This window comes from Methylobacterium sp. WL12 (genome assembly GCF_008039475.1).
Lineage (GTDB): Bacteria > Pseudomonadota > Alphaproteobacteria > Rhizobiales > Beijerinckiaceae > Methylobacterium > Methylobacterium cerastii.
Genome location: NZ_VRUW01000012.1, coordinates 61143 through 80333 on the forward strand (window position 1 = coordinate 61143; position 19191 = coordinate 80333).

Annotated in this window: 19 protein-coding genes; 8 read left to right on the forward strand and 11 right to left on the reverse strand. The window is 71.6% G+C overall.

Annotated elements, in window-relative coordinates:
- Positions 1-12: 12 nt before the first annotated feature.
- Both rutB and rutA read right to left on the reverse strand, forming a co-directional pair.
- Entirely contained in the window at positions 13-750 is a 738-nt protein-coding gene (rutB, locus tag FV226_RS07435) for a pyrimidine utilization protein B (protein ID WP_147762397.1), read from the reverse strand.
- Positions 750-1847, reverse strand: coding sequence for a pyrimidine utilization protein A (gene rutA, locus FV226_RS07440; RefSeq protein WP_147762446.1), 1098 nt, complete (start codon positions 1845-1847; stop codon positions 750-752). The genes rutB and rutA overlap by 1 nt, the downstream gene beginning before the upstream one ends.
- A gap of 261 nt (positions 1848-2108) precedes the next feature.
- Between rutA and FV226_RS07445 the strand changes: the two genes are divergently transcribed.
- The 7 genes from FV226_RS07445 to tatC all read left to right on the forward strand — a co-directional run bounded on the left by FV226_RS07445 (position 2109) and on the right by tatC (position 9006).
- The gene (locus tag FV226_RS07445; protein WP_147762398.1) at positions 2109-2585 is read left to right on the forward strand and encodes a thioesterase family protein; all 477 of its coding nucleotides are present in this window, start codon (positions 2109-2111) and stop codon (positions 2583-2585) included.
- A gap of 98 nt (positions 2586-2683) precedes the next feature.
- Entirely contained in the window at positions 2684-4444 is a 1761-nt protein-coding gene (argS, locus tag FV226_RS07450; protein WP_147762399.1) for an arginine--tRNA ligase, read from the forward strand.
- Between the two features lie 41 nt (positions 4445-4485).
- Positions 4486-5892, forward strand: coding sequence for an SPOR domain-containing protein (locus tag FV226_RS07455; RefSeq protein ID WP_147762400.1), 1407 nt, complete (start codon positions 4486-4488; stop codon positions 5890-5892).
- Positions 5893-6101: 209 nt separating this feature from the next.
- Complete coding sequence (gene nagZ / locus FV226_RS07460) at positions 6102-7109, forward strand: beta-N-acetylhexosaminidase (protein WP_147762401.1); 1008 nt, start codon at positions 6102-6104, stop codon at positions 7107-7109.
- Positions 7110-7268: 159 nt separating this feature from the next.
- Positions 7269-7544, forward strand: a complete 276-nt coding sequence (locus tag FV226_RS07465; RefSeq protein WP_147762402.1) for a twin-arginine translocase TatA/TatE family subunit — start codon at positions 7269-7271, stop codon at positions 7542-7544.
- Positions 7545-7635: 91 nt separating this feature from the next.
- Positions 7636-8202: a Sec-independent protein translocase protein TatB gene (gene tatB / locus FV226_RS07470; protein ID WP_147762403.1), complete on the forward strand. Its 567-nt coding sequence runs from the start codon at positions 7636-7638 to the stop codon at positions 8200-8202.
- A gap of 3 nt (positions 8203-8205) precedes the next feature.
- Positions 8206-9006 (forward strand): twin-arginine translocase subunit TatC, encoded by an 801-nt coding sequence (tatC, locus tag FV226_RS07475; protein WP_147752882.1) that lies wholly within the window; start codon positions 8206-8208, stop codon positions 9004-9006.
- Positions 9007-9203: 197 nt separating this feature from the next.
- On the opposite strand, the gene FV226_RS07480 is transcribed toward tatC, so the two are convergent.
- The 9 genes from FV226_RS07480 to FV226_RS07525 form a co-directional block, all read right to left on the reverse strand.
- Complete coding sequence (locus FV226_RS07480; protein ID WP_147762404.1) at positions 9204-9971, reverse strand: DUF1223 domain-containing protein; 768 nt, start codon at positions 9969-9971, stop codon at positions 9204-9206.
- A 4-nt stretch (positions 9972-9975) separates the two neighbouring features.
- A complete protein-coding gene (locus FV226_RS07485; RefSeq protein ID WP_147762405.1) occupies positions 9976-10977 on the reverse strand; it encodes a lipid A biosynthesis lauroyl acyltransferase in 1002 nt (333 codons plus the stop codon).
- A gap of 120 nt (positions 10978-11097) precedes the next feature.
- Positions 11098-12120, reverse strand: coding sequence for a zinc-binding dehydrogenase (locus FV226_RS07490; protein WP_147762406.1), 1023 nt, complete (start codon positions 12118-12120; stop codon positions 11098-11100).
- Between the two features lie 224 nt (positions 12121-12344).
- Complete coding sequence (locus FV226_RS07500) at positions 12345-12635, reverse strand: SH3 domain-containing protein (RefSeq protein WP_147762407.1); 291 nt, start codon at positions 12633-12635, stop codon at positions 12345-12347.
- Positions 12636-12637: 2 nt separating this feature from the next.
- Positions 12638-13405, reverse strand: coding sequence for an SDR family oxidoreductase (locus FV226_RS07505; RefSeq protein ID WP_147762408.1), 768 nt, complete (start codon positions 13403-13405; stop codon positions 12638-12640).
- Positions 13402-14700 (reverse strand): beta-ketoacyl-ACP synthase, encoded by a 1299-nt coding sequence (locus FV226_RS07510; RefSeq protein ID WP_147762409.1) that lies wholly within the window; start codon positions 14698-14700, stop codon positions 13402-13404. The genes FV226_RS07505 and FV226_RS07510 overlap by 4 nt, the downstream gene beginning before the upstream one ends.
- Positions 14701-14764: 64 nt before the next feature.
- Positions 14765-16027, reverse strand: a complete 1263-nt coding sequence (locus FV226_RS07515; protein ID WP_147762410.1) for an aminopeptidase — start codon at positions 16025-16027, stop codon at positions 14765-14767.
- 115 nt (positions 16028-16142) lie between these two features.
- Positions 16143-16436, reverse strand: coding sequence for a DUF2218 domain-containing protein (locus FV226_RS07520; RefSeq protein WP_147752874.1), 294 nt, complete (start codon positions 16434-16436; stop codon positions 16143-16145).
- 322 nt (positions 16437-16758) lie between these two features.
- Positions 16759-18222 (reverse strand): FAD-binding oxidoreductase, encoded by a 1464-nt coding sequence (locus FV226_RS07525; RefSeq protein WP_147762411.1) that lies wholly within the window; start codon positions 18220-18222, stop codon positions 16759-16761.
- A gap of 258 nt (positions 18223-18480) precedes the next feature.
- Between FV226_RS07525 and FV226_RS07530 the strand changes: the two genes are divergently transcribed.
- Positions 18481-19176 (forward strand): fumarylacetoacetate hydrolase family protein, encoded by a 696-nt coding sequence (locus FV226_RS07530; protein ID WP_147762412.1) that lies wholly within the window; start codon positions 18481-18483, stop codon positions 19174-19176.
- Positions 19177-19191 lie beyond the last annotated feature (15 nt).

Below are 19191 nucleotides of genomic sequence, written 5' to 3' on the forward strand. Positions count from 1 at the left end.
CTGTGTTCGGGTCTATTCGGCGGCAATGGCGTCCCTGGCCGCCAGGGCGGTCTCGAAGGCGGCCACGTCCGAGACCCAGCCGAAGAAGGTCTCGATGTTGAGGAGCGCGCCCTCCTGCAGGCTCGGCGGGCCGGCCTGGTGGGTGGCGTCGGCGAGCACGATGCCGAAATATTCGAGGAAGAACCCGTCGCGCAGGGTCGATTCCACGCAGACGTTGGTGGCGATGCCGGTGAAGACCAGCGTGCGGATGCCCCGCGCCCGCAGGGTGCTGTCGAGCGCGGTGTTGTAGAAGCCGCTGTAGCGGGGCTTGCCCATGACGATGTCGCCGGGCTGCGGCTCGAGCGCGTCGACCAGATCGTAATCCCAGGTGCCGCGGGTGAGCAGCCGGCTGTTCAGCCCCGGCTGCCGCCGCATCGTCTTCAGCGCGTTCGACTTGTGCCAGTTCGGCGAGCCCGGCCCCCCGGCCTCGACGTAGTCCGCGTCCCATCCGTTCTGGAACCACAGCACGACGATGCCGGCCGCCCGCGCGGCGGCGACCGCGGCGGCGATGCGGCCGATCACCGGACCGGTCTGCGAGACGTCGAAGCCGGCCAGATCCAGGTAGCCGCCCTTGGTCGCGTAGGCGTTCTGCATGTCCACGACGATGAGCGCGGTCGCCTCGGGCGCGAAGGCGATCGGCTCGGGGCGCGCCGGCAGCGTCACGCCGCCGAAGCGGCCAGCCGGGTCGCGGTATCCGGCGGGCGCCTCCATCACGCGACCTCGGACAGGGGCGCCGCCGAAGCGACGTGCCGGCGGGTCCGCATCAGCGGCTGGATCTTCTGCCCGAAATCGTCGAGCCCTTTCAGGAAGTCGTCGAACACCAGCAGCACCCCGCCGGTGCCGGGCACGGTCATCACGTCGTCGAGCATCCGCGCCACGCTCTCGAACGAGCCGACGAGGGTGCCCATGTTGATGTTCACCGCCGAGGTCGGGTCGGCCATCTGGCGCACGTTGGTGTCGGCGCCCGACTTGGTGTCGGCCGCGCCCTGCACGCCGAGCCAGGCGATGGCCTCCTGGTCCGCCCCCGCCTTGTAGTGCTCCCACTTGGCGTGGGCGGCGCCGTCGGTCTCGTCCGAGATCACCATGAACAGCACGTAGGAGGACACGTCGCGACCGGTCTTCGCCTTGGCGGCCTCGAGGCGCGCGACGGTCGGCGCGAAGGCGGTGGGGGTGTTCACACCCTTGCCGAAGCAGAAATTGTAGTCGGCGTAGGTGGCGGTGAAGGCCATGCCGGCCTCGCTCTGGCCGGCGCAGATCAGCTTCATCGGCGCCTGCGGTCGCGGGCTCAGGCGGCAATCGTCCATCTGGAAGTACGTGCCCTTGAGGTCGCTGCGCCCTGTCTCCCAGAGCTCGCGCAGGATTTGCGCGTATTCGGAGAGGTACCGGTACCGGTCGGCGAAGAACGCGTCGCCGGGCCAGAGGCCCATCTGCGAATATTCCGGCTTCTGCCAGCCGGTGATCAGGTTGAGCCCGAAGCGCCCGCCGGAGATCGAGTCGATGGTGGCGGCCATCCGCGCGGTGATCGCGGGCGGGAAGCACAGGGCCGGCGCCGTGGCGTAGAGCTTGATCTTGGAGGTGACGGCGGCGAGCCCGGCCATCAGCGTGAACGATTCGAGGTTGTGGTCCCAGAACTCGGTCTTGCCGCCGAAGCCGCGCAGCTTGATCATCGACAGGGCGAAGTCGAGCCCGTAGCCCTCGGCCTTCAGCGTGACCGCCTTGTTGAGGGCGAAGCTCGGCTTGTATTGCGGCGCGTTCTCCGAGATCAGCCAGCCGTTGTTGCCGATCGGGATGAAGACCCCGACGTTCATCGCCGCGGCGGGTTCGTTCATCGGCCACCTCTCCGAACGCGAGCCGCGCCGCCCGCGGCGGGCCGGAAGACGGGAACGGTAGCGGCTCGAATCGGCCCGTCAAACCGCCGACGGGCCTTTGCACAAAATCTCCGCGGGTTGCCCAGGCGATGCGCGCGATCCGCCCAGCCGGGAAGCGAAATCGCAGCGGATCGGGCCGGCGAAACGCGGTCTTCGATCTGGTAGACCGGGCTCCGGATCTCTTCCGCGAGGGACGACGCGATGCGCGAGACGCTTGCCCCGAACGCCGGCCCGCCGCGCGAGGCCGCCGGCTCCCGCGCCGCCTACTCGCGCCACGTGCCGATCACCACGCGCTGGGCCGACAACGACGTCTACGGGCACGTCAACAACGTGGTCTACTACGCCTTCTTCGACACGGCGGTGAACGGCCTGCTGGTCGAGGCCGGCGCCCTCGACATCGCACGATCCCCGGTGATCGGCCTCGTGGTCGAGACCGGCTGCCGCTACCACGCGCCGCTCGCCTTCCCCGATCGCGTCACCGCAGGGGTGCGCGCGGCGCGGATCGGAAGGTCGAGCGTGCGCTACGAGATCGGCCTGTTCCGCGGCGACGCGGATGCGGCGTCGGCGGAAGGCTTCTTCGTCCACGTCTACGTCGACCGCGCCACCCGCCGTCCGGTGCCGCTGCCGGAGCCGTTGCGCAGCGTCCTCGAAGGCTGGACGCGGCCCGCTTCGCCGTGACACCTCCGCCGTGACACCTCCGCCCCCCCTTGCTATGGCGCGGGGATGAGGCGCCGCCGGCCCGTCCGGCCGTCGGCGCGAGCGGGTTGACCACGATCATGAACATCTTCGCCCTGTTCGAGGCGCGCGTGCGCGAGGCCGTCGAGGCGCTGGTCCGCGGCGGGGCGCTTCCCGAGGGCCTCGACCTTGCCCGGGTCGTGGTCGAGCCGCCGCGCGACGCGAGCCACGGCGACCTCGCCACGAACGCCGCCCTGGTGCTCGCCAAGGAGGCCAAGACCAACCCGAAGGCGCTCGGCGAGGCGCTGGCCGCCGAGCTGCGCCAGGACCCGCGCGTGGTCGAGGCCGCGGTCGCCGGCCCCGGCTTCATCAACCTGCGGCTGGCGCCGGGCGTCTTCCACGACGTGCTGCGCGGCGTGCTGGCCGATCCCGCCGGCTACGGGCGCGGGCACATGGCCGGCGGGCCGGTCAACATCGAGTACGTCTCGGCCAACCCCACCGGCCCGATGCATGTCGGGCACGGGCGCGGGGCGGTGTTCGGCGACGCGCTGGCGAACCTCCTGGTCGCCGCCGGCCGGCAGGTGACGCGCGAGTACTACATCAACGACGCGGGCGCGCAGGTCGACGTGCTCGCCCGCTCCGCCTACCTGCGCTACCGCGAGGCGCTGGGCGAAACGGTCGGCGCGATCCCCGAGGGTCTCTATCCCGGCGACTACCTCGTGCCGGTCGGGCAGGCGCTGGCCGAGACCCACGGCCGCGCGCTGCTCGAAAAGCCGGACTCCGAGTGGCTGCCGGTGGTGCGCGAGACCGCCATCGCCAAGATGATGGAGATGATCCGCGGGGATCTGGCCGCGATCGGCATCCACCACGACGTGTTCTTCTCCGAGCGCACCCTGCAGGCGGAGGGCGGCGGCGCCGTCGCAACGCTGCTCGCGGAGCTGCGCGAGAAGGGGCTCGTCTACGAGGGCCGCCTGCCGCCGCCCAAGGGCCAGGTGCCGGAGGATTGGGAAGACCGCGAGCAGACCCTGTTCCGCACGAGGGACTTCGGCGACGACACCGACCGGCCGCTGCTGAAGTCGGACGGCTCCTACACCTACTTCGCCTCCGACATCGCCTACCACCAGGCCAAGTACCTCGCCGGCGCCACCGAGCTGATCGACGTGCTCGGCGCCGACCACGGCGGCTACGTCAAGCGCATGCAGGCGGCGGTGAAGGCCGTCACCGACGGCAAGGCGAGCCTCGACGTGAAGCTGTGCCAGCTGGTGCGGCTGTTGCGCGCGGGCGAGCCGGTGAAGATGAGCAAACGCTCGGGCGAGTTCGTGACGCTCCGCGAGGTCATCGACGAGGTCGGCCGCGACGCGATCCGCTTCATGATGCTCTACCGCAAGAACGACGCGACCCTCGACTTCGACCTCGCCAAGGTGGTCGAGCAGTCCAAGGACAACCCGGTCTTCTACGTCCAGTACGCCCACGCCCGCATCCGCTCGGTGCAGCGGCAGGCGCGCGAGGCGTTTCCCGACTTCGACCCCGCGGACGCTGCCGGGCTCGCGGACGCGGATTTCGCGCTCCTGTCGGATGCGGGCGAGGCCGAGATGCTGCGGCTGATCGCGCAGTACCCGCGGGTGCTGGAGGCGGCCGCCGCAGCGCACGAGCCGCACCGGATCGCCTTCCATCTCTACGAGATGGCGAGTAGCCTTCATAGTTTCTGGAACAAGGGCAAAGACTTGCCGCAATTACGGTTTGTTAATCCAACCGACCGAAAGTCAACTCGGGCGAGGCTAGCGCTGATCGAGGCGCTGCGAGGCGTCTTGGCATCCGGTCTCGCCGTCCTCGGCGTGAGCGCTCCGGACGCGATGCGGTGAGTGCGCCCCCGTAAAAGTCGGCGTAGGATGAGGATGCTGCCATGACGAACGCTTCGCGCGCGCCTGTCGACTTCGACGCCTTCGCGCGCGATCTGCAGCAGCCCTCGCCGGCCCCGCGTGGGGCCGAGCCGGCCGCGCAGAAGCCCGACCCGCTGGCGGAACTCGCCCGCATCGTCGGGCAGGACGACCCCTTCCGCGCGCTGCTCGCCGCCCGCGACGACCGGCGCGAGCCGGCGGCGCAGACGCAGGGCGCCGCCCAACGCGGCCGCCAGGAGCCGAGCTTCGCGCCCGCGGCCGCCGCCTACGCCGAGCCGCAGCGCAACGCCCCGGCCGACGCCTTCGACCAGTACCTCGCCTCCGTCGATCACGGGTCCGAGCAGCAGGCGCGCTACGCCGAAGCCGAGGCCTACCAGAACGAGGCGGGAGACGCCGAGGCCTACGACCAGCGCAGCCTCAAGCGGGTGAAGCCGCGCAACCGCCTGGTCAAGGTCGGCGCGGGCGTCGCCGTCGTCCTCGTCGCCGTCACCGGCGCGGTGACCTACAAGACCCTGCGGCACGGCGGCGGCGGCGGCGGCGTCCCGGTGGTCCAGGCCGACACCTCGCCGGTGAAGGTCGCGCCGAAGGTCGCCGACGGCGTCGAGATCCCGGACCAGAATCGCCAGATCTACGAGCCCAAGGCCAAGGACAGCCAGATCCGCATCGTCAACCGCGAGGAGCAGCCCCTCGACGTGGCCCAGGCCGCCCGCGCGGCGCAGGGCCAGGAGCGCTCTGGCCAGGATCGCGGCGAGACCGCCAACGTCACCCCGGGCTCGGCCTCGTTCGACGCGTTCGGCCAGCCCCGCAAGGTCCGCACCGTCGTGGTGCGGCCGGATACGCCGCCCCCGGCGGCCCAGCTCGAGGCGCAAGCCGAGGCGGCACCGATCTCGCCGGTCCCGACCATGACGCTGCCGGGCGACGACGCGCCGGCCGCCCGCGCCAAGCCCGGCCGGATGGCGGCGGGGGCGACGCCACAGATGCCGACCCAGACAGTGACCCAGCAGCCGCCGCCCGCCGCCGTGCAGGCGCCGGCCGCCGAGCGCACGCCCGCTGCGGTCGTGCCGCAGCCGGCCAAACCGAAGGCGCCCCAGCGCGTCGCCGCCGTCGCACCGGAGGCCTCCGCCCCCGTCGAGGCTCCGGCGACGACCGCGACCGTCAGCACCGCCGCCGTCGGCGGGTTCTCGGTCCAGCTCGGCGTGCGCACCAGCGCCAAGGATGCGCAGGCCGCGTTCCGCGAGATGCAGGGCAAGTACGGCCAGCTCGCCGGCAAGCCGGAGCTGATCCGCCAGGCCGAGGTCAACGGCAAGACGATCTTCCGCGTCCGCGTCGGGCCGCTCGCCAAGGCCGAGGCCACCAGCCTCTGCACCGAGCTCCAAGGCGCCGGCGGCCAATGCTTCGTCGCCAAGAACTGATGCGATCTGAACCGCAACTTGGGCCGCCGACCCGTCGGCGGTCCGCCTGAGTCGCCGCCGCAACACTTCTCCGCCGTCCGGCCCCGCCGCCGGCCGAGGCCACGGTTCGGGCTTGCGGCGCGGGGCGGTCCCGTCGGACGCTTCCCGGCGGATTCGCCCGCTCACGGGTCCTGACAACTTCACCCCCCCTTCCGGGAAGACCGTCGCCGATGACCTCCCGTGCCCTCATCCTCGGCTGCGCCGGCAAGACCCTGTCGGCGGAGGAGACCGCGTTCTTCCGGGACGTGCGCCCCTGGGGCTTCATCCTGTTCAAGCGCAACATCGGCACGCCGGACGAGGTCCGCGCGCTGACCGCGTCGCTGCGGGCGACGATCGGCCGGGACGACGCGCCGATCCTGATCGACCAGGAGGGCGGCCGGGTGCAGCGCATGGGGCCGCCGCACTGGCCGGCCTATCCGGCGGGCGGACGCTTCCGCCGGCTCGACGGGGCGGCGACCGCGATGGCGCGGCTCGGCGCGCGCCTGATGGCGCACGACCTTTCCGAGGTCGGCATCAACGTCGACTGCGCGCCCGTCCTCGACGTGCCGGAGCCCGGCGCCCACGACATCATCGGCGACCGGGCCTACGCCACGACGCCGAGCCAAGTGGCCGAGATCGGCCGGGCGGTGGCCGAGGGCCTGATGGCCGGCGGGGTGCTCCCGGTGATGAAGCACATCCCCGGGCACGGCCGCGCCGCCTGCGACAGCCATCACGGCCTTCCGGTCGTCGAGGCCAGCCTCGAATCCCTGGCCGCCCAGGACTTCGGGCCCTTCCGCGCGCTCGCCGACCTGCCGATGGCGATGAGCGCCCACGTGGTGTTCACGCAGATCGACCCCGACCGGCCCGCCACCCAGTCGCGGACCGTGATCGCCGACGTGATCCGCGGCATGATCGGCTTCGACGGCCTGCTGATGACCGACGACCTCTCGATGCACGCGTTGACCGGTCCGTTCAGGGCGCGGGCGGAGGCGGCCTTCGAAGCCGGCATCGACGTGGCGCTCCATTGCAACGGCGACGCGGACGAGATGCGCGCCGTCGCCGAGGGGACGCCGGCGCTGGAAGGCGACGCCCTTCGCCGCGCCGAGGCCGCGCTCGCCCGGCTCGACCACGGCCGCGACGGCTTCGACCTCCAGCTCGCCCGCGCGCAATTCGCCGCGGCTCTGGCGCAGGCCGCCTGACCGTTGCCGGCCGCGCATGGGTTCGCCCCTCCCGCGCGGGATTGACCGCTTGTGTTAACCCGGCGCGGTCCCTAGGTTCCGGCTGAAATTCCACCGCGGACATGGGCCGTCGCGGACACGTCTCGTAACGATGCGTGGCTCGTGGCGCAGGAGGTTGCCATGGGCAGCATGAGTATCTGGCACTGGGTCGTCGTCGCCGTCATCGTCATGCTGCTGTTCGGCCGCGGCAAGGTGTCGGACCTGATGGGCGACGTCGCCAAGGGCATCAAGGCCTTCAAGAAGGGCATGGCCGAGGACGAGACGCCGACGCAGGCCGCGGCGCCGCCGGTGGCCCCGTCCGAGCCCGTCCGCACCATCCCGCATGCGGCCGAGACCAGCCCCGGCACCGCGATCCCCGCGAGCCACCTGCCGCAAGGCGAGCGCAAGCCCGTCTGAGGAGGCCCGCACCCGAGAGGGTGCACGGCTCATTTCCCGAGTCCCGTCGGCGCCGTGGCGACGGGTCCGAGGCTGCAGGACCGTCGACGACATGCTGGACATGAGCTGGGGGGAGGTGATGCTGATCGGCGGCGTCGCCCTCATCGTCATCGGGCCGAAGGACCTGCCGAAGGCCCTGCGCACCGTGGGCCAGGTGACGCGGAAGGTCCGCCGCATGGCGGGCGAGTTCCAGATGCAGTTCAACGAGGCGATCCGCGAGGCGGAGCTCGACGACGTCCGCAAGGAGGTCGACGGCATCCGCGACACGGTGCGCAACGCGAGTGGCGGCTTCAACCCGGTCCAGACCATCCGCGACGAGCTGAAGGGCGCCGTCGAGGCACGTGCGCCGAAGCCGAGCGCCGCGACCTTGGCCGACGCGACGGCGCAGTTGAAGGCGGCCGAAAGTGAGACGCCGGCCTCCGGGGGCGGCGCCTACGACGTGCCGAAGGCGCTCGATCAACCTGTCGCGCAGACTACCGCCCAGCACGCGACCGAGATCGCGGCCGCTCCCGCGGCGCCCCCGGTTCCCGGGTCCGTCGACGACCCCTACGGCCCGACCCCCGATCCGGCGCCGGCGCCGCACGGGCCGCCCCCCTCCGCACCGGCCGCGGGCCATTAAGCGATGATCGACCAGACGGACGAGGCCGAGATCGAGGCGTCGCGGGCGCCGCTCCTCGACCACCTGATCGAATTGCGCGCGCGGCTGATCAAGTCGCTGATCGCCTTCGTGGTGATGTTCTTCGGGTGCTTCTTCTTCTCGCGCGAGATCTACAACATCCTCGTCCACCCCTACGTCTCGATCGTCGGGGTCGAGAACGCAAAGCTCATCGCGACCCACTTCCTCGAGCAAGTCTTCACCAACATCAAGCTCAGCGTCTTCGGCGCGGCATTCCTCGCTTTCCCGGTGATCGCGACGCAGATCTACGCCTTCGTTGCGCCGGGCCTGTACCGGAACGAGCGCAAGGCCTTCATGCCCTACCTCGTCGCCACGCCGGTGTTCTTCATCCTGGGCGCGCTGGTGGTGTTCTTCCTGGCGATGCCGCTGCTGATCAAGTTCTCGGTGTCGCTGCAGCAGGTCGGCGTCGCGGGCGAGCCGACGATCGCGCTGCTGCCGAAGGTCGACGAGTACCTCTCGCTGATCATGACGTTGATCTTCGCCTTCGGCATCGCCTTCCAGCTTCCGGTGATCCTGACCCTGCTCGGGCAGGTCGGCATCATCGACGCCAAGTTCCTGCGCGAGAAGCGGCGCTACGCGATCGTCCTGGTCTTCGTCGCCGCCGCCGTGCTGACGCCGCCGGACGTGATCTCGCAGCTCTCCCTCGCCCTGCCGATGCTGCTGCTCTACGAGGCCTCGGTGTTCTCGGTGTCGCGCATGGAAAAGCTGCGCGCCCGCCGCCGCATAGCCGAAGGGCTCGACCCGTAGAAACGGGACGATTGCAGATGGCGATTTGCTCTTCGGAAACTCACTGATAGCACCGCGTCATCCCGGGGAAGCGCAGCGGAGCCCGGAATCCAGAACCGCTGGTCGCGCAGGACTTTGCACCATCGGCGGATCTGGATTCCGGGCTCGCCTGCGGCGCCCCGGAATGACGGCGTGATTACACATGCCATCGCCCTGCTTCAGAGGCCAGGCCCCTTGGCGGCGCCGTAGATCCGGCCGGGGCGCCCGCCCGCCGAGCCCTGAACCACCACGACCCAGGCGTCGGCCTCGCCGACACGGGCGGCTGCGCGGGGCACCTCGAACCGCACCGCCTGGCCCGTCCAGGGGCCGAGGCGCTGCATCCCGCGCACGACGTTGACGTAGGTCGCGGTGCGGCCGCGGTTCTCGCCGCCGCCGATCGCGACCGGGCGGCTGCGCAGGACCGGCACCAGCCAGACGTCGCCCTTGAGCTCGGCCTTCGGCGCCGGCTCGGCCCCGATCTCGATCACGATGCGCTCGTCCCGCTCCTCGCCGCGGACCGGGACGGAGAGGCCGCCGCGGGCGCTCGACTCGCGCAGCAGCTTTTCCAGCGCCGGCCGATCGGAGCCGACGGTCGAGGCCGAGCCGTTGATGACGGCCTGCGGCGTGAACATCTGTCGCGCCCCGTGGACCCCGGAATAGCCGTGCTGGCGCTCGCCGAACGGGCGCTGGGCCAGGGTGTCCTTCCAGCCGAGGTAGTCCCAGTAGGTCACCGGCAGGGTGAGCGCGAGGATGCCGGGCTGGCGCGCGAGGTCGCCGATCACCGGGTCCGCCGAGCGGCAGGCGGCGCATCCCTGGCTGGTGAACAGCTCGACGACCGCCCGCAAGGGCTCGGCCGCCGCCGGACCGCACGACATGCCGAGGGTCAGCGCCGCGAGGAGGGCGCGGAGCCAGGCGGGCGCATGGGAACGGACGCGGGTCTCCGTCATCGCCTCAGGAGAGCGCACCGGACGCCGGCTGGGAAATCACGTTGGCTTGAGACCCGCCGCCCGACCGAACGCGCGGCTTCGGCAGCATGTTCGGGCGCCAGCGCCGATGCATCCACAGCCACTGGCCGGGATTTTCGCGCACCCAGCCCTCGACGATTGTGGTCATCGCCTGCATCGCGCCGGCGATCTCGATGGCCCCGTCCGCGTCGCGGGGCAGGTCGAGGGGCGGGGTCAGCTCGAGCCGGAAGCGGCCGTTCGGGAGCCGCACCACCCGCGAGCCGTGGACCGGGCAATCGTAATGGCGGGCGAGCTTGGCGAGCAGCGGGTTCGCGAGGCAGGGGCGCCCGAAGAACGACACCACGACGCCCCGGGTGAAGTGCTGGTCGATCAGCTGACCGAGATGGCCGCCGCGCTCGACCACGCCCTGCATCGCGAAGGCGCCGCCGGGGCCGGAGGCGGCCAAGCCCCCCATGGTCTTGCGCCGCACCTCCTGCACCAGCCGGGCGGCGGCCGGATTGTTCGGCGCGCGGAACACCGCCGTGGTCTCGAGATCGAACTTCGCCGCGCAGATCGCCGGCAGCTCCCAGTTCGCCAGATGCGCCGAGAACACCAGGCCCGGCTGGCCGTCGTCGCGCAACGCCAGGAAGTGCTCCAGGCCCTCGACCTGCATGCGCTGGGTCGCCGGGTCGGCGGGGTCGAAGTCGAACAGCGTGTCGAGGTGGGCGTATTCGGCGCCGGTGCGGCCGAGGTTGTCCCAGGCGGAGCGCGCGATGCCTCGGATCTCGGCCTCGGACGCGGCGGGGAAGGCGGCGCGCAGGTTCGCGAGCGCGGTCCGGTGAGAAGGCAGCCACGGCCCGATCGCGCGCAGCAGCGCGCCGCCGGCGTCGCCCGCCCGCTCGGGACCGAGGATGCGCGACAGCCAGAACACCGTGCGGATCAACGGCAGCATCGCGAAGCCTGCGAGCCGCGGCAGGTTGCGCTTCAGGGTCAGGGCGAGGCGCAGCAACGGGTCACTCTTGGGTGCGGGCCGTCCCGTCGAGGCGGGGAGGGCGGGAGGCGCCGCGGAACGAAACGCCAGCGGGAGATTTTGCGGGCTTAGATCATTTCGTCGCGAGAGGGGAGGGCGTCAGAAGCTCACCAGGATCTTGCCGAAGACCTTGCGCGATTCCAGCCGTTCGAGCCCCTGTGCGAAGTCCGCCAGAGGATAGACCGTGTCGACGACGGGCCGGATGCCGGCCGCCATCTTGTCCAGCGATTGCGCGATGTTGGCGAGCCGGCAGCCGAACGAGCCGGTGATGCGGTATTGCTGCTGGAACAGCTGCATCAAATTCATGGTGGTCGAGACGCCGGAGGTCGAGCCGCAGGTGACGAGGCGGCCGCCGCGCTTGAGGCAGAGCAGCGAGCCGTTCCAGGTGTCGGGTCCGACATGCTCGAACACCACGTCCACTCCCTTGCGCTTGGTCAGGCGGCGGACCTCCCCCTCGAAGCGTTCGGTGCGGTAGTTGACGACGTGGTCGGCGCCGAGCTCGGCGGCCTTGGCGCCCTTCTCGTCGTCGCCCACCGTCGTGTAGACGGTGCAGCCGATCGCCTTGGCCATGCGGATCGCCGCGGTGCCGATCCCCGAGCCGCCGGCATGGACCAGGATGCTCTCGCCCGGCTCCAGCTTGGCGTTGTCGAACAGCATGTGCTGAACCGTGCCGAAGGCGATGCCGGCGCAGGCCGCGTCGGTGAGGCTGACCGCGTCGGGCACCTTCACCACGAGCCGGGCCGGCATGGTGACGAACTCGCGGGCGAAGCCGTCGATGTGGAAGCCCATCACCCCGCCGACATCCTCGCAGAGGTTGTCGCGACCCTCTCGGCAGGCGCGGCATCGGCCGCAGGTCATGGCGCCGTAGAGCGCGACCTTGTCGCCGGCCTCGAGCCCCTCGACCCCCTCGCCGATCTCGGCGATTTCGCCCGCGGCCTCCGCGCCGACGGTCAGCGGCAGGCGCCGCTTGGCGAAGGCCATGCCGCGAAAGCCCCAGACGTCGATGAAGTTCAGGCCGACCGCGCGGACGCGGACCCGGACCTCGCCGGGGCCGGGGGGAAGGGGCGCCTCGACCTCGGTCAGGCGCAGGTCGCGGTCGCCGAAGAGTTGCAGGGCTTGCATCGGATGACTTTCACACGCTGGGCCGACCCCATCCGGATCTCGGCCGATCCCATTCACGCCCTCATCCTGAGGCGCCCGCGTCGGCGGGCCTCGAAGAAGCCCTCCGGAGAGCGAAACGATCCCCGGTTGCCTCCTTCGAGGCCTCCGCTTCGCTCCGGCACCTCAGGATGAGGGCGCGGGGTTGGGTTTAGCACGGCGTTTCGCGCCGGAGCATCAAGCCGGGTTTATTCCGGCGCGAGATAGCGTCGCCGCGCCCAGCCCACGGTCCGGCCGACCTTGACCCGGCACCACGTGGTGCGGCTCGGCGTGTCGTTGGTGCAGCCGGCGACCAGCGCGCGGGCGCGGATCTCGCCGACCACCTCGGCGGAGGGGTCTGGCTCGGCGCGGATGCTCAGCGTCTCGCCCCGCGGCAGGCCGTCGACGCGGTAGGGGACCGGATCGGCCCGCACGGCACCCGTGCTGAAGCTGAGCAGCAGGCCGGCGAGGGCGGCCGGGACGAGGCGGGACGCGCGCATGGTCAGCGGTGGACGCCCATCATCGCCGTCAGGCCGCCGTCGACCGGCAGGACCGCGCCGGTGACGTAGGCGGCGGGGCCGGCCAAGAGGAACGCCGCGAGCGCCGCCACCTCGGCCGGGTCGGCGAAGCGGCCGGCGGGGATCTGGCGCTCCATGCCGGCGCGGTGGGCGGCGTAGCCGGCCATCATCGGCGTGTCGATGAAGCCCGGCGCGATGACGTTGACGGTGACGCCACGCTTGGCCGACTCGATCGCGAGCGTCCGGCAATAGGCGATCAGCGCGCCCTTGGTCGCGGCGTAGGCCGCGTTGCCGGTGTTGGCGCGGAGTGCCGCCACCGAGCCGATCGCCACGATGCGCCCGGCGCGCGCGCGGGTCATGCCGCGCACGAGGCTCTTGGCGATCCGCGTCAGCGAGAAGAAGTTGACCTGCATCAGCGCCTCGGCCCGGTCCTGGTCGAGCATCGCGGCGAGCGCGTCGTAGGATTGGCCGGCATTGTGCACGAAGCCGTAATAGCTCTCCGCCTCGGCCGCCTCGCAGAAGGCGTCGAGGGCGCCGCGGTCGGCGAGATCGAGCGAAACCGCCTTGAAGCGCGCGTCCGGATGGCGCTCGCGCAACTCGGCGAGCAGCGCCTCGGCCGGTGCCTGGGAGGCGCGGTAGGTGAAGTCGACCCCGTGGCCGGCGGCGGCGACCGCCCGCACGATCGCCGCGCCGAGCCCCGAGGCGCCGCCGGTGACGAGGACGCGGCGTTCCGCGTTGGCTTCCGCGGTCATGCGGGCTCGGAGCCGAGCACGAGGCAGGTGTTCTGCCCGCCGAAGCCGAACGAGTTCGAGAGCACGCGGGAGACCGGCACGTCGCGCGCCGCGGTCACGATGTCGAGGGGGATCGCCGGGTCCGGCACGGTGTAGTTGATCGTCGGCGGGATGCGCCCGTGCCGGATCGTCAGCAGCGAGATCACGGCCTCGATCGCGCCCGCGGCGGTCAGGGTGTGGCCGAGCATCGACTTGTTCGAGGTGACGGGGATGCGCGCCGCGCCCTCCCCGAACACCGCCATCAGGCCCATCGCCTCCATGCGGTCGTTCTCGGGCGTCGAGGTGCCGTGGGCGTTGACGGTGTCGATCGCCTCCGGCCCGATCCCGGCGTCGTCGAGGCTGGCGCGGATCGCCGCGATGATCGGCGCGCCGTCGGGGCTGGAGCGGGTGCGATGGAAGCCGTCGCCCTTCTCGCCGCAGCCGAGGACGTAGCCGAGGATCTTCGCGCCGCGCGCCACGGCCGAGGCCGCGTCCTCCAGGACCAGGGCCGCCGCGCCTTCGCCCATGACGAAGCCGTCGCGGTTCTTCGAGAACGGCTTCGAGGCCGTCTCCGGCGGATCGTTCTGGGTCGAGAGCGCCGAGAGCAGCGAGAAGCGGATCAGCGATTCCGGGTTCACCGACCCGTCGGTGCCGATGCAGAGCGCCGCCTGCATCTCGCCGCGGCGGATCGCCTCGACGCCGAGTTGGATCGCGGTGGCGCCCGACGAGCAGGCGGTGGAGAGCGAGATCGGCGAGCCCTTGGTGCCGAAGCGCTCGGCGATGCGGTCGGCCACCGTGCCGAAGATGAAGAGGTCGTGCCACGCGTCGAAGCTGCGGGACGCCGCCGCCTGCTGCAGGCCGGCATAGGTCACCGGCCCCTCGCCGCCGCAGGCCTCCGCCAGGGCCTTGCGCTGCGGCCACTCCATCTCGACCGGCGGCACCGCGATGAACAGCGCGCCGGGGAAGTCGCCGGCCGAGCCGAGGCCAGCCTGCGCCACCGCCTCCTCGGCCGCCACGCGGGCGAAGCGCTCGGACAGGGCGGGGGCGACCAGCGGGTCGGTGTCGAGGAAGTCGACCGTGCCGGCGATGCGGGTGCGCAGGCCGTCGGTGGGGAAGCGCGCGATCGCGTGGATGCCGGATCGCCCCTGCGTCAGGGCGGTCCAGGTCGCGTCCTGGCCGTGCCCGAGGGAGGAGACGATGCCGAGCCCGGTGACGGCGACGAGCGGGCGGCCGCTTGCGTCGCGATGGGGGTGTCCGGCCGGGGAATGTGCTGCCATGGCGCCGTCTTAATCGGTTTTTTTCGGCCGTGCATCCCGCGCCGTGACGGATCGGACTTGGCCGTCAGGCCCACTCGCCCTGGCGCATCACCGGCACCGACAGCCCGTCGGCGCCGACGCCGTCCACGTCGACCTCGCCCGAGCCGATCATCCAGTCGATGTGGATCAGGCTGCGGTTGGCGCCGCGGGCCGCAAGGTCGTCCTCGGAGAAGTCCGCGCCGCCGCCCACGAAGCACTTCGAGTAGGCCTGGCCGAGCGCGATGTGGCTCGCGGCGTTCTCGTCGTAGAGCGTGTTGTAGAACAAGAGCCCGGAGGCCGAGATCGCCGAGGAGGCCGGCACCAGCGCGACCTCGCCGAGGCGGCGGGCGCCCTCGTCGGTGTCCAGCACCCGGGCAAGCACGTCGCCGCCGCGGCTCGCCGCCGACTCGACGATGCGGCCTTCGGCGAAGCGCACCTGGATGCCCTCGATCAGCGTGCCCTGGTACGACAGCGGCTTGGTGCTGGTGACGTGGCCGTCGACGCGTGCCCGGTGCGGCGTGGTGAAGACCTCTTCCGTCGGGATGTTGGCGTTGCAGGTGATGCCGCTGCGCGAGGTCGCGGCGCCGCCGCACCATTCGTGGTCGTCGGCCAGCCCCACGGTGAGGTCGGTGCCGGGCCCGCGGAAGCGGATCGCCGAGAAGCGGTGGCCGTTCAGCAAGTCCTTGCGCGCGTGGAGGTGGGCGTTGTGCGCGCTCCAGGCGGCGACCGGGTCCGGGCCGTCGACGCGGGAGGCGGAAAACACCGCGTCCCAGAGCCGGGCGACGGCCTCCGCCTCGGGGAGGTCGGGGAACACGGTGCGCGCCCAGGCCGGGGTCGCCGCCGAGACGATGGTCCAGTTGGTGGCGAAGTTGGCGATCAGTTCCAGCGCCGGCACGTAGGCCTTGGAGCGCGACCGGTTGGCGCGGGCGACCTTCTCCGGGTTCTGCGCCGAGAGCAGCGACGGGTCGTCGCCGCTGATCGCGAGGCGGGCGGCGCCGTTGCGGTAGGCCTCCGCCATGCCCGAATAGAGCCAGCCGGCGGCTTTGTCGAAGGCGGCGTCGGGGGCATGCGCGAAGCGCGCGAGCGTCGCGACGTCGTCGCCGAGCAGCGTGGTCACCAGGGAGGCGCCGGTCCGGTAGGCCTCCGCCGTGATGGCGCGGGCCAGCGGCAACGCCTCGAGCGGCGCGGTCAGGACCAGTTCCTGCCCGGGCTGAAGGTTGAGGCCGACCCGGACGGCCACGGTGGCGAGCCGGTCGAGCCGCTCCCCGTGCGTCGATCCCACGACCGGCGGCTCAGCATGCGCGTTCATCGCGACCCTTTCCCGTGACGTCCGATCCTGTCGTGCAGGATCGAGCCCTGCAAGATCGGTGCGGGGTCTAACGGATCAGGCGGTGCGCGACCAGATCAGGCGGCGCGCGACCGGTTCAGGCGGCGCGCGACCAGGTGATCTCGCCGAGGCTCTCGCGGAAGGCGAAGCGCATCAGGTGGTCGGAGACGACGTTCTCCAGGCGGGTCAGCCCGGCGGGATCGGAGGTGGCGATCCGCATCAACAGGGCGTCGGGCTCGGCGTCGAAGGTGCAGACCCGGTCCTCGCCGAACGGCACGGTGCCGTGCTCGGGGGTCGCGGACACCGGGAACTTATGGCTCCAGTGGCGGCAGAGCTGCTGCAGGTAGCGGCTCGCCTCGGCGGTCTGCACGCGGGCCTGAGAGGTGGGCATCTCGATCGTCTCCTTGAAACGTCACATCGCGGGCCGGCCGCCGTCTTCGCGTCTGCGAAGACCCGCAGCTGGCCCAAGCAAGTGCCGGACCCTGCTGCCGGCCGCGCGACCGAGGTCCACGTTCCAAACGCGACCTCAGCCGTTAACGCCCGGCTAACGCAGGGAAACCCGCACGCTCCCGGCCTGACTCCGGCCGGTCGCGAGTCGCACCTTGGACCGGCCGATGAGCCGATTTATGGCGCGATGCGTCATCCATCATGGCAACAGATGGTGCGTCGCACAATGTAATTCCACCCGCCTCGGCAGTCCGCGACGCGGAACGTCAGGGCAGGGCGGGCTGCGGGTTGGACGACAGGGCGACGACCTTGCCGGGATTGAGGCGATCCTGCGGGTCGAGGCCGGCCTTGATCGCCCGCATCAGGTCGAGGGCGACCGGGTCGCCGTAATGCTGCAGCTCGTCGCGCTTGATCAGGCCGACGCCGTGCTCGGCGGCGATCGAGCCGTCCATCGCGGTCACGATGTCGTGGACGATGCGGTTGAAGTCGGCCCAGGCACCGAGGAACGCGGCCTTGTCCATGCCGACCGGCTGGCTGAGGTTGAAGTGCATGTTGCCGTCGCCGACATGGCCGAAGGCGCAGACGCGAAGGCCCGGCATCGCCGCCTCGCAGGCCGCGCTCGCCTGCTCGACGAAGTCGGCGAGCCGCGACAGCGGCACCGACACGTCGTGCTTGATCGAGCCGCCTTCGTAGCCCTGCGCATCCGAGAGGTGCTCGCGCAACGCCCAGAGCGCGAGGTTCTGCGCCTCGCTCGCCCCGAGGGTCGCGTCCTCGACGAGCCCGTCCTCGATCGCGTCCGAGAGCGCCGCCTCGAGCTCGGCCCTCGTGTCGGCGTCGGGCCGGGCGGAGGCGAGCTCGATCAGCGCGTAGGCGCCGTGCGCGCCGGCCAGCGGCCGCACCGTGCCGGGCATGTGCCGCAGCACCATGTCGAGCCCGACCGGCGGGATGAACTCGAAGGCGGTGAGATCCCGGTCGGCGCGCTTGCGCAGGCGCGCGAACAGGTCGAGCGCGACCCGCACCGAGGGCAGCCCGACGAACCCGACCGTGCGCGAGGCTGGCTTCGGGAACAGCTTGAGCACCGCCTTCGTGATGATGCCGAGCGTGCCCTCGGAGCCGACGAACAGGTGCTTGAGGTCGTAGCCGGCGTTGTTCTTGCGCAAGGCCTTCAGGCCGTTCCACACCCGGCCGTCGGCGAGCACCACCTCGAGCCCGAGGACGAGGTCGCGGGCGTTGCCGTAGGCGAGCACGGCGATGCCGCCGGAATTGCAGGCCAGCGCCCCGCCGATCCGCGCCGACCCGCGCGAGGCATAGGAGAGCGGGAACAGCAGCCCGGCGGCGTCGGCCGCATCCTGCACGTCGGCGAGGATCGCGCCGGCCTCGACCACGATGCTCGCATTTACCGCGTCAAGCGACACGATGCGGTTCATCCGCGCCAGCGACAGCACCACGCCGCCATGCGGCACGCCGCCGCCGACGAGCCCGGTGTTGCCCCCCTGCGCCACCACCGCGACGCCGGCGGCCGCGCAGGCCTCGACCACGAAGGCGACCTCCTCGGTCGAGCCCGGCCGCACGGCGGCCAGCGCCGAGCCGCGATAGAGTTTTCGCGACTCCACGAGATAGGGGTCGAGGTCGGACGGGGCGGTCAGCACGTGGGCCGCCCCGAGGCGCGCGCGCAGGGCTTCGAGGAGGGTGTCGGCGGAAGGAGCCGGGGCGAGGGCGGGTTCGGTCATGGGCGATTCTTCGGCAGGGATTCTCGAACGGACGCGGCCGCGATGCAAACGCTGCGGGCTGGCATGGACCGGTCGCTGGCCTAAGACTAGAGTGATTTCCGCCGAGGTGGACACCGGTTCGGCGAAAGAAAGCACGTTGTAACAAAGGCCTAGAGCCATGGCTCGTCGCAACGCGATGCGGCGTGGCTCTAGCCGCAGCGGGCGCGCGGTCTACCGAATGCCCGAACGACGACCCGCCCCTGTCTCACGAGGCACGCCATGCTGTCCGTCATCCCGAACCCGCCCCGCATCGCCCTGCCGGTCGGCGGCAGCGAAGACCTCTTCCCGGTGCGCCGGGTCTACTGCGTCGGGCGCAACTACGCGGCGCATGCCCGCGAGATGGGGAAGGACCCCGACCGTGAGCCGCCGTTCTTCTTCATGAAACCCGCCGACGCGCTCCAGGCCTGCGGATCCGAGCCGACGCACCACCCCTATCCGCCGCGCACCGAGAACTACCATTTCGAGATCGAGCTGGTGGCCGCGCTCGCCACCGGCGGGCGCGACATCCCGGTCGAGACCGCCCTCGATCACGTCTACGGCTACGCCATCGGCCTCGACATGACCCGGCGCGACCTTCAGGACGAGGCCAAGGCGCTCGCCCGCCCCTGGGACCTCGGCAAGGCCGCCGACTTTTCCGGGCCGATCGGCCCGATCCACCCGGCCGCCGCGATCGGGCATCCGGCGCGGGGGCCGATCACCCTCTCGGTCGACGGCGCAGAGCGACAGCGCGGCGACCTCGCCGACATGATCTGGTCGTTGCCCGAGCAGATCGCCTACCTCTCGGCCTATTTCGAGTTGCAGCCCGGCGACCTGATCTTCACCGGCACGCCGGCCGGCGTCGGCCCGGTGCGCCGGGGCGAGCGCATGGTCGGCGCCGTCGCGGGCCTCGGCAAGATCGTCCTGGACGTGGCCTGAGCGGCCGGGCCCCGC